The following is a 10372-nucleotide window of genomic DNA, read 5'->3' as shown; positions in this document are numbered from 1 at the left end:
CTTTTTGTGAATGGAAAATACAGACCCGGTAACAGACTCTGCAGTGACTGTGGCTGACTTGCCTGCAATCTGACAGTCTGGGCTATTGAGACAGTAAGAAAGGTGACCAGGAGCTTCAGCCTCATTAGAGCCGTTAACAGCAGAAAGCGAAGCAGTGGCATCCGCCCATGAGTCAGCGGCAACGGCATTGTCCAGCTCAGGGGCTGCGGCTTCGACCACAGCCTCGGCGACAACTGCCTCGAATGGCTCAGAGTCTGCGACCTCGACCGCAGCCTCGGCGACAGCTGCCTCGACTGGCTCAGAGTCTGCGACTTCGACCACAGCCTCGGCGACAGCTGGCTCAACTGGCTCAGAGTCTGAGACTTCGACCACAGCCTCGGCGACAGCTGCCTCAACTGGCTCAGAGTCTGAGACTTCGACCACAGCCTCGGCGATAACAGCTTCGACTGGCTCAGAGTCTGCGACTTCGACCACAGCCTCGGCGACAGCTGCCTCGACTGGCTCAGAGTCTGCGACTTCGACCACAGCCTCGGCGACAGCTGCCTCAACTGGCTCAGGGGCTACGGCTTCGACCACAGCCTCAGCTGTAGCACACGTAATGGAGCATCTAATGCTGTTAATCCTTTTAAGAAAGGTGATGTAGGAGGGAGTACGGCTGAAGAGACCTGCATAATGAGAGCTTGCAATGAATTCTGCCAGGCGGCTTCTGCAATACTCGGCCATGCTCATGCCGGATGCGCTGTAGTCACTGAAGACGGCAGTCCAGAACGCATGCCGCATCTGGGTCTTGTCATAGGGGTGTATCATATGAACCTCGATGGATTACGGTAGGCCCACTATGGGCATAACCATGTTTGGCTCATTTGTATACTATTTTGGCAGATTCAGATGACCGTCAAGGAAGCCTACACTGCAGATACAGCGAGCTTGAGTTCCGGGCATGAAAAAGCCCCGGGCTCAAAGAGCTTACGGGGCTTTTCCAGAGTGATACCGGGGGAAGATTACTTGGCTTCAACCAGCCACTTGTCTCCTACCTTGACCAGGGTGATGTCGCTCACCTCTACAGTGCCGTCCTTATAGGAGGTCTTGATCTTCATGGTAGCCTGGTTGTCGACAATCTTGACATCGTTAATGGAGTAGCCGTCAAAACCGCCGTGGCTTTCAGCATTGCTCTTGGCAGTGGCCATGATTACTGCAAACTTGCCCTTGGCAACGATCTTCTCGTTATCAGAGAGGTTGAGGGTGGCCAGTACACGTTCAGTATCATCAGCAATAATGGCATCCATATACTCTTTGGCAGTATCTTCAGGGCTTGGGCCAAAGCAGCCGGTTAAGGTAAAGGCCATCATCAGGCTGGCAATAATCAGGTAAAGCTTCTTAAGCATGAGTGTCTCCACAATTATGGATATAAGACAAAGATAAAGGCCTCTACGGGCATGTCTGTCCTGAGCTGGGGCTGATGCGCTGCTATTCAGGAGCTTGTAGAGCGTAAATGCTTACAGAGCCATGAGGCGTATTGCAGAGCTTGCACGGACAGAAAGTGACGGTGCAGGTCAAATGGAGGCACGAAAAACTGCAGTGCCCTGGGCTGAGAAAATTCAGGACCTGTCCTGCGCCACTATTGTACGCCAATAAAATGGTTTTTGGACTTTTTCACTTGGAGCTTTGAGATCTGCCCCGACGTAAAGTAATGTCACAGCCCATAAACAGGCCACAAAGTGGCAAATGCCAGGCAAAAGCCACACTTCAGGCATGCCAGACTTCAGGCCAAACTAAATGGCAAAGGCAGGCAGGAATCAGGCTTGAGCCGAACAGACATGATACATAATCATTTTCACGCAGGACTTCAGAACAGCGCAGGATGGCGAAATCATGGCGGTGCATGATTACTACAGGCGAGTGCGCAGGATGCGACATCGGAGGTCCATGATTTCTGCTGCGACGCGCATGATGACTGTGCCAGAGACAGCGCATGACGAGCAGCCCAATTGCCAGGGCTGTTATTACCTGCTGGACAGGTTAGCCATATGTTAAGCTCAGGGAGGGATGTGAGGCCATTTCAGAGAAACGCTGCTTTTTTGGATGGTCCGGAATGAATGGCGCCAAAATGGCATGTTTAAAACAGACAAGGCAGCCAGAGGCTGCCTTGATGCGGTTCATTCTGACGGTAACTGCACTGTCAGAACAGGTATCAGTGCGTCAGCTGAGGTAAGAGTTCTGGTTGAGCACATGTATGCTTTGTGCTCGTCTCTTACTGTGCTTGCTGACCTCAATGATTACTGTGGATCTTCAACTGGTGCTGGTGGCTCCATTGGAGCGGAGTTACGGGTATCAAAGAGGCCACTTGACTTGCGCTTGAGGTTGATAAGCCACTTTCCGTCTACCTTGATAAGACGTAAGTCGTCAGAATTGGTCTCACCATTCTTGAAGGTTGAGATTACGGTTAAAGTTGCTTCATTGTCCTTGATTACAACGTCCTTGATCTCGTACTTGTCAAAACCTTCGTTCTTCTGAATCTTGTCCTGGAAGCTTGCGATGAGCATACCCAGCTTGCCCTTGATATCTTCACGCTTGGACTCATCAGGAATGTTAACTGTGGCAACGACGGCCTCCAGATCTGAGGCAACTACAGCCTCAATGTAGTTTTTGGCTGTCTCTTCAGGGGTGGAACCGCCGCCGCATGCAACAACAGTAACAGCCATGATAAGGCCTGCACAGAGGGTTTTGAATTTAGATAACATGATATGTTCTCCAACTAAACACGAAGAATGAAAAAAGAAAAGGGCAATCCACAGTCCTGCAGCCCTGCTCGAAGCCAGCCGCAGCGAACACGAGTGCAGCAGCTCAGGTACAGTTATGCACTCTTGTACTTAAGTGCATCGATATACAGCTGGATCTGCTAAGCAGCTCCAGTAAGACAGATGCGATATGTCTGATGCTGATGAATATGCTCGAATGGCCTGTGAGTTTGGCATGCAGGCTATTGTGGTCAGACATATTGCTGGCAGTGATTTGCAGTACCAGGCTTAACTGTAAGTGGGATTGGAAATCAGATAAACAGTGGACACAAAGCCAGAACACAACAGTGTATGGCGCTCAGGTTAATGGTGATCAGAGGAAGTGACCTTAAGCTGTTTGATAAATCCTCAGGTTCATCAATGAGGAGCTGTGTGTTTGACTGGTCTACGACATGACCTTATTTTCCCAAAAATGTAACCTAAGAAGACCTAATAAAAAATGAAAGGTTAAAATATTACCAAATATCGGCAAAAACATGCGAAAACGAGTTGGTAAAAGCTTAATTTCTACCAAATCACCAATAAGGCCATAGGTTACAATGTAACCTATGACGATCACCTGATTTTGGTATGTTATTAACCTATAGCTCCTTATATCAAGCACAAAAACCATATATTTTGGTAATTATTTAGCATACGGAAAATTTAGGTTACATAAATTTGAGAAAATAAGGACGACATGACAGAGAGTCGGTATTATATTCAAAAAAAGCATGTAATGGTCCGAATCTGTTCGGAACCACAGTTATGGCCGCTCAGGCCATCCATTCCGGCTGTGCCGTTCAGGTGATGTCAGTATATTTTGTCTGCCTTAGCTGATACCTGGAAAGAAAAAACTCTTTGAGATGACATGACAGCTGACAGCCAACAGCTCCCGGCAAGGTCAATCAAACAGCCATGACTTGTGCATGAGCTTCCTTCCCTGTGCCATTTATTTTCAGGGCAGTACTAACTGCAAAAGCAACACCGGCAATATTCGACAAATGATGCCATTGTGAGCACCTCAGGGCCATGCATAAGTCTGCACAACCGTATGCAGTGGGGCAACTGCTGGAACTGTTTCTGTGCACAGGATTACGGCATGCGCCGTTGCCCTTCATTAATGCCTCCGTGGTCTACATGCTTTGATATAGCAAGGCAAACGACAGGGCAGACTGATTTGTAGCAGTGTTTAAAGATCCTCATTGTAAAGTCTGATGTACTGCTGTGCCGTCAGGAGAACATGGGGACCGTTGCGCGGCTGCTGTGACGTCAGAGGGAGCATGGGGGCCGTTGCGCGGCTGCTGTGGCGTCAAGGGGAACGTGGGGACCGCTGCCTGGCTGCTGTACAGGTTGCGAAAACCCAGGGCACGCACCGCTGCCCAAAATGACAGACCCCGGTTATTCCGGGGTCAATGCTGTCACGGGCAAGGCACATAACGCAGATGCGATATCAGCTGGTGACTGGATAAAATCATGAGGGAGCGAGGCTCTGGATAAGGCTCCGATAAGGCTCGGGCTAAGCAAAAGTCGTCTGCCTCCCTGGCCGGGCTACATGTTGGTCACGTACCACTTGCCTTTGACCTTGACAAGAGGTACCTGGTGCTCATCAACAGAGCCATCCTTGAACTTGACCTTTACAGTAACCAGAGCTTCATTGCCGGCACGCTTTTCATCAACGATTTCGTAGGAGTCCATGCCGCCGCGTTTTGCAATCTCCTTCTGGCCCTCGTCAAGAATGAGCTTGAGCTTGCCATGGACTTCTCTTACCTTCTCAGGAGCTGCATCATTAGTATTAAAGGTGCTCATAACCTTGGCCGGATCATTTCCGTAAATGCCCTCAATGTAGGTGGCACAGACCTGCTGGGTTGGTTCCCCACAGGCAGTAAGAGCCAGGGCAAGAGCTGCGGCAGTCAGGGTGTTACGGATGAATTTCATCATTTTAATAAGCTCCTGATGATAAGGGCCGGGACGTTCAGATAAGGCCCGCATGTTGTGTTGTGCATTATGCCACAGGCCGTACATAAGGGTATACAAAGGCCGTTTTTTCCTGCAGCACGTGATTTCTGCAGGCAGGATCTGAAAGGCAATGGCCGGGTAATGCCAGGCATGGTGTGCTGTGATACCAGCTGTCGGGGCAGGCTGAGATGCGGCCTGAGTGCAGGCGGGCAATGGTTGCTGTCGCTTACAAAGCAAAAGCCCCCTTTCGGGGGCTTGCAGCGGCGCAGGCGGTTATCAGTGGCCTACATAAGAGGTAATGCTGTTAAAGCGTGGCTCAGATCGGAATCCTATGCTGGTGTAGAGATTACGCAGAAATTCAGAGTCTGCACGGTAGCATACGCCCAGAACACGCCAGCCGCGCATACGGCCATAGCACTTGCATACCTCGGTCATGGTCGGACACAGGCCACGGTGTTTGGAGTCAGGGATTCGGATGAAATAATCTACGAAACCAAAATGTCTGCGGTGCTTGGTAACAGCAAACATTTCAATCTTGCCTTCCTCATCACGCATTACCAGCAGCAGCTTGTTGGCAATACGGTACTTGATCATGTTCAGGCTGACATAGTTGTTTTCGTAACTGTCCGGGAACTTGCTGACCAGGTGCTGGTAGATAAACTCGGCCTCATCTGGACGGGCCAGGAAAGACTCATCAAGACCATAGGCATTGAGCAGCTCGTTGGTGATCATGTCAGGAGTCATGTAAATCTCACCCAGAGGCTCTGTACCTGGATCATAGCGAATAGGAATGGACATGCCACTTAAGGCGAAGCTGCGGTCCATAAAGCCGGCCAGCAGGCGGCGGAACATGTCCACCTGATCAGCCCATGTATTGTTGTGCACGATAAAGCAGTCAGCCGGATCGATATATGACTGGATGATCTGAGGCATGTAGATGCTCATGGCCGGACCTGAGCCATTGCCAAATTCAAAGCAGCAACCCTGATCAACCCAGAACTCGGCACTGCGCCCAAGCAGCTGAATTACCTGGTCGAGAGTTAGCTCGTAGGTAAAAGGGAAGAGATCGCAGTCATCAAGCATAGGGCGGCGCTTCCAGGTACGGGCTAGGGCACGTCCTCTGTGAGAGCACAGACGCATGAGCAGACTGGCGCGCAGCCAGCCGTTACGGATGATATCGCCTGCGGCATCATAGGCAAGCATTACCGTACAGTCGCCAGTAAGGTCGTCAATACATCCCGGAATCACGGTCTCGTTAATATCCCGAAGATCGTTGATGATGTAAATCAGGTATGACAGGCCGTCGCGATTAAAGTACTCAGGCAGGGTCACCAGCTGATTTGCTGCATCCTTATACATGATCTCAAGACCATTGAAGTCATACAGATCGGGATATGGATTGTTGGTTGGCATGGAGTTGTTCCTTGCGATCGTTGTCAGTCAGGACTGGCGTATTGTACTCACCGCAGCAGCCATAGTGTTTACCTGTCGCGCCTTCTGGCGCGCGCATCAAAATTATCGCCTGATCAGAGTGCACAGCTCATTGTGCAGTGAACTTACTGACTAGAAGGCATCATATTCAGCTCATTTCTCAGTGGGCTTACTGGCTCGGAGGCATCATATTGAGCTCATTCCCAGTGAGCTTCCGGACCAGCAGACATCATGTTCAGCAAGGCTGGCTTTAGCTTCGGCTTCAGCCTGCACTGGTCAGTCTGTCATTATCAGCACCGCCATATTCAAAACAGATGGCGCTATTTGCAGTGCCGATTTTCAGAACCTGGCTGATGAGCTTGCAGGTGAACTTAATACTGCAGCTTGCATACGTGCAAATAATAAGTATCGATAAGGCCTGTAAAATGTCAGGGATAAGAATACGGAGGGCCCGTAAAACTGCAGATATGATATCAGTAATCTAGATAGACAGGCCAACCCCCTGCACTGCTGCCAGGGCATAAGGCGGTAAAATGCAGCTCAGAGTGCACCAAAATGGTGTTCCAAGTCAATATCCAAACTGCATCATCACAGCATGAAGCCCGAAAACAGCCTGTTTTCATCAGAAAAATACTCTGACAGGAAGTTTATCCGCTGTTTGTCACATTTGGTGCATAGCGGCTGTCCTTAAAACACTCTACACAGTAAATTCAGGTCACTTGCCCACCGGGTATTGTCATTGTGTCCGTATGCTGGACTTCCAGGGCGCAGCAATTCATCACCAAAGGCAGCTCCTGCCTGACCGTTCTGGTCTTACATATTGGTCCTGAAAATAAGGCAAAAAGCTCTCAGGCGAGAATCTGGCACTGCACTGTAGCAGAGCGCAGATAAAAGGCCTGCATTCAAATCTCATGCCCGGAAAAGATAAAGCCCTCTGCGAATTTTACGCAGAGGGCTTTATGCTGTGCCCATGGCCTTAACCAGGGAGTATAAGCATAAGCTGCACCTGCATGATCGGCACCTGCCAGGCGGCAGCGTAAGGGCTGTATTATGGAGAGCATAACATTTCACTGCAGTGGCGACAGCAGTAGTCCAGGGGCGCAGGGGCCCTGGACTCATGGGCCCAGGTGCCAGGATATGCTCGACCTTGTAGTTGTTAAGCCAAATGGTCGACCTGAGGCACTTTACACGATGGAGGTAAACCGGAAACGCTCTACACAAGGGTGGGGAGCCGGAAACGCTCGACACAAGCGAGGTAAACCGTAGTCGCTCGACACTATGGTTGTAAACCTGAAAGGCTCGATGCGAGGGGCCGACCTGATACGCTCCAAACGAAAGTGGTCAACCTTAAACGGTTGATCATATGCGCTGTCAGTGCTTTACGTATGACGTAATGCAGTTGTACTCAGGTGCGTCGTCAAATCCAAGAGAGCGGTAGTAGCTGTCATGGAAAGGAGACATACTGTCGTGACACAGGGCTATTGACTTCCAGCCACGCAGGCGGGCATAACGCATCAATAAGTCCATCATCTTACTTCCCAGATGAGTGTGCTTTGATTCAGGAACTCTGATGAGATAATCGATAAAGCCAAAGCCCTGACGGCGGTGCTTGTTAATCGTAAACATCTCAATCTTGCCCTCCTCGTCGCGCAGCACCAGAAGGGTTTTCAGATCCATTCGCCCATATACCAGATCGTGACTGAGGTAGTTGTAGATATAGCCATCTGGAAACTTGTTGAATGATTGCTGATAGATGAACTCAGCCTCATCCATGGTTGGAAAACAGGTCTCATCAAGACCTGCTGAGGCCAGAAGCTCAGGGGTAACCATTTCAGGGCCCAGATCCAGTGCTCCCTGCGGATATGTTCCTGGCGCATACTCAACCGGAATTGACTTGCCGGTAAGAGAGAACGCACAGTCCATAAAGCCGGCCAGAAGCTCTCTGAACATTTGTGTTTGATCAGGGGTAGTCTTTGTGTGCAGGGCAAAGCAGGTCGCCGGATCAACCGGGGTCTCCAGGGCTTTGGGCAGATAAATGCTCAAGGCAGGACGGGAGTTATCACTTGTGTCGAGGCTAACTCCCTGACTGCGGAAATAATCGGCAGCCGGTCCCATAAAATCAGCAACCTGCTGACTGCTCAGCTCATAGATAAGAGGGTATTCTGAGGTGCCGTCGCCCAGTTTTCTTGTCTGCCAGCCTTTAAGGATATTATGTCCCTTGACAGAGCATAGATGCATGAGGAGGCTGGTTCGCAGCCACCCGTCAGCTATAATCTTTCCCTGAGAGTCGTAAGCCAGCATAACTGTGCACTGAGAGGTCAGATCAGAAATATCCGCTGGAATCAGGCATTCAGTTACATCTTGCAGGTCTTCAACTACGTAAATAAGATAGTTGAGGTGATCCCGGCTCCAGAACTCTGGCAGAGTCACCAGCTGATTGGCCGTATCCCTGTACATAATCTGCAGACCCCTGCAGTCATAAAGATCAGGATATGGATTATTGCTTGGCATGCTGTCTCCATGCTTGGTTGATGGCAGGTTCTTTCTTTGAGTGAAAGCCCGTTTCAGGGTGTATACATGTTTCAGGAAATATCCGCTTTTCAGGATATATCAGGTCAGGCAGCAGGTTTGACTGTCTGGTACAGAGCGAGCAGATTTTCAGAATCAAGAATATCCACTATGTCCACAATGAAGCCCTTATCGTCAACCTCGGCAATAAGGCTGACCATGGCAACAGAGTCAAAGCGGGGCTCATCATTATAGACAAGGCTGTCCTCAGCCTTTATTCCTGTAAGACGCTCAAAAATTGCGTAGAACTCTTCTTTAGTCATCAAAATTTCTCAACCTGTCATACAGGTACTGCAGTTTTTATTAAAGCTAACCACAAGGATAAACAACTTGGGCATACGTGTTGACGTTTTGACAGTCATGTATCTATTTTGCCTGTTAACTTATTATGCCAGAAAGTATAAACTGTTCCGGATTTTTTTGCATTTTAACTTTATGCAGGGACAAAGGTAAAAGAACATGACCCTTGAAGCCACAGACAGTAAGAAGCGCTGGACTAAACAGGATCTCATCGACAATCTTTTGAAAGGCGGGCTCAAAGAAGGAGATACTGCAGTGATATACAGCAGTATCATGGACTTTGGCGTTCCAGAGCTCAACGGAGAGCACATCTGCCATTTCTACCTCGATGCCCTGTTCAGAGTTCTGGGAGAAAATGGCATTCTTGTCATAACCGCCTATACCTACTCCTTTTGTGATGGTAAGGATTTTGATCCCTGGACAACACGCAGTACTGTAAATGTGATTGCCAATTACTGTATTGATAATGGCATTGGTGTGCGCACTGTCGACCCGGTATTTTCCTATATGCTGGTGACACTCCACGATCTCAGACTGTTTGAACAATATCAGCGCTCAAGACTCAGTCAAAATTACAAAGGAGCTGCAGTTCAGGCAGGATTGTTTCCTTTTTCCTGTCTTGAAAATGCTCCTAACTCAGGATCTGACAGCTGCGCTGAAAATGATGAATGCTGCTGGCCAGCACCTCCTGAGGTGTCACAGTACAATCTGGTGCGTACACTGAGCTTTACTAATGACTGTCTGCGCTTTGATGAACCCTCTATAACCTCATTCCTGCTGGCAAGAAAGGCCCGTTATGTCATGCTGGGCTGGTGCTATTACATGACCTTTATACATAATGTGGAGCGTCGTGACGGTAATGCATATCGCTTTCTAAAATCTTTTACAGGAAAGGTTAAAACACGCTTTAACGGCAGCTGGGATATGGATGCCGAAGATTACACCTGCTATTACTATGTGCGAGTTTTCTGCCCTAATACAGTAGCGGATAAGCGTAAGTGCTTCCAGGCTCTGTGCAGGTGGCCTGACTTTGATACCGGCCCGGAGAGCTGTGTTTACCTGCCTCTGGGAGCATCATGGATGATATGCGCATCTCTTGAGTACATGATTGCCAATATCGAGAAGTGCAATCGTGAAGATCCCTTGTGGTACTGCACTGGACCTGAGCTTTCCGATAAAGAGCTGCTTGCTCTGAAATCAGGAATGGTTGAGGAGTGCGATATGGATATTCGTACATATCTGGTAGCTGATCTCAACGACAGGTGGAAATAAGAAATTCAAAGGGTTTCAGGTACAGCCAGACAGTATTTCAGTCGAAAACTGTTCTGTTCAGATGT

General features: G+C 49.2%; 8 protein-coding genes. 1 reads left to right on the top strand and 7 read right to left on the bottom strand.

What is annotated here, in order from left to right; translation table 11 throughout:
• The 7 genes from MXE41_RS06105 to MXE41_RS06075 form a co-directional block, all read right to left on the bottom strand.
• Nucleotides 1–723 (bottom strand): hypothetical protein (locus MXE41_RS06105; protein ID WP_247099822.1); only part of this gene is annotated, 723 nt, incomplete at its 3' end.
• Nucleotides 724–1001: 278 nt separating this feature from the next.
• Nucleotides 1002–1385 carry a DUF4878 domain-containing protein gene (locus tag MXE41_RS06100; RefSeq protein WP_247099820.1) on the bottom strand — a complete coding sequence of 128 codons (384 nt, stop codon included), beginning with the start codon at nucleotides 1383–1385 and terminating at the stop codon, nucleotides 1002–1004.
• 891 nt (nucleotides 1386–2276) lie between these two features.
• Entirely contained in the window at nucleotides 2277–2741 is a 465-nt protein-coding gene (locus MXE41_RS06095) for a DUF4878 domain-containing protein (protein WP_246977746.1), read from the bottom strand.
• 1587 nt (nucleotides 2742–4328) lie between these two features.
• On the bottom strand, nucleotides 4329–4718 hold the full coding sequence (locus MXE41_RS06090) for a DUF4878 domain-containing protein (RefSeq protein WP_247099817.1): 390 nt from the start codon (nucleotides 4716–4718) through the stop codon (nucleotides 4329–4331).
• Nucleotides 4719–5012: 294 nt separating this feature from the next.
• Nucleotides 5013–6149: a hypothetical protein gene (locus MXE41_RS06085; RefSeq protein WP_246977744.1), complete on the bottom strand. Its 1137-nt coding sequence runs from the start codon at nucleotides 6147–6149 to the stop codon at nucleotides 5013–5015.
• Between the two features lie 1389 nt (nucleotides 6150–7538).
• Entirely contained in the window at nucleotides 7539–8678 is a 1140-nt protein-coding gene (locus MXE41_RS06080) for a hypothetical protein (RefSeq protein WP_247099814.1), read from the bottom strand.
• Nucleotides 8679–8782: 104 nt separating this feature from the next.
• Entirely contained in the window at nucleotides 8783–8998 is a 216-nt protein-coding gene (locus MXE41_RS06075) for a hypothetical protein (RefSeq protein ID WP_247099812.1), read from the bottom strand.
• A 196-nt stretch (nucleotides 8999–9194) separates the two neighbouring features.
• Between MXE41_RS06075 and MXE41_RS06070 the strand changes: the two genes are divergently transcribed.
• Nucleotides 9195–10307 (top strand): hypothetical protein, encoded by a 1113-nt coding sequence (locus tag MXE41_RS06070; protein ID WP_247099809.1) that lies wholly within the window; start codon nucleotides 9195–9197, stop codon nucleotides 10305–10307.
• Nucleotides 10308–10372 lie beyond the last annotated feature (65 nt).

Source organism: Anaerobiospirillum sp. NML120449 (assembly GCF_023051105.1).
GTDB lineage: Bacteria > Pseudomonadota > Gammaproteobacteria > Enterobacterales > Succinivibrionaceae > Anaerobiospirillum.
The sequence above is the reverse complement of the archived record's forward strand: the minus strand, read 5'-3'. Positions and strand labels throughout refer to the sequence as shown.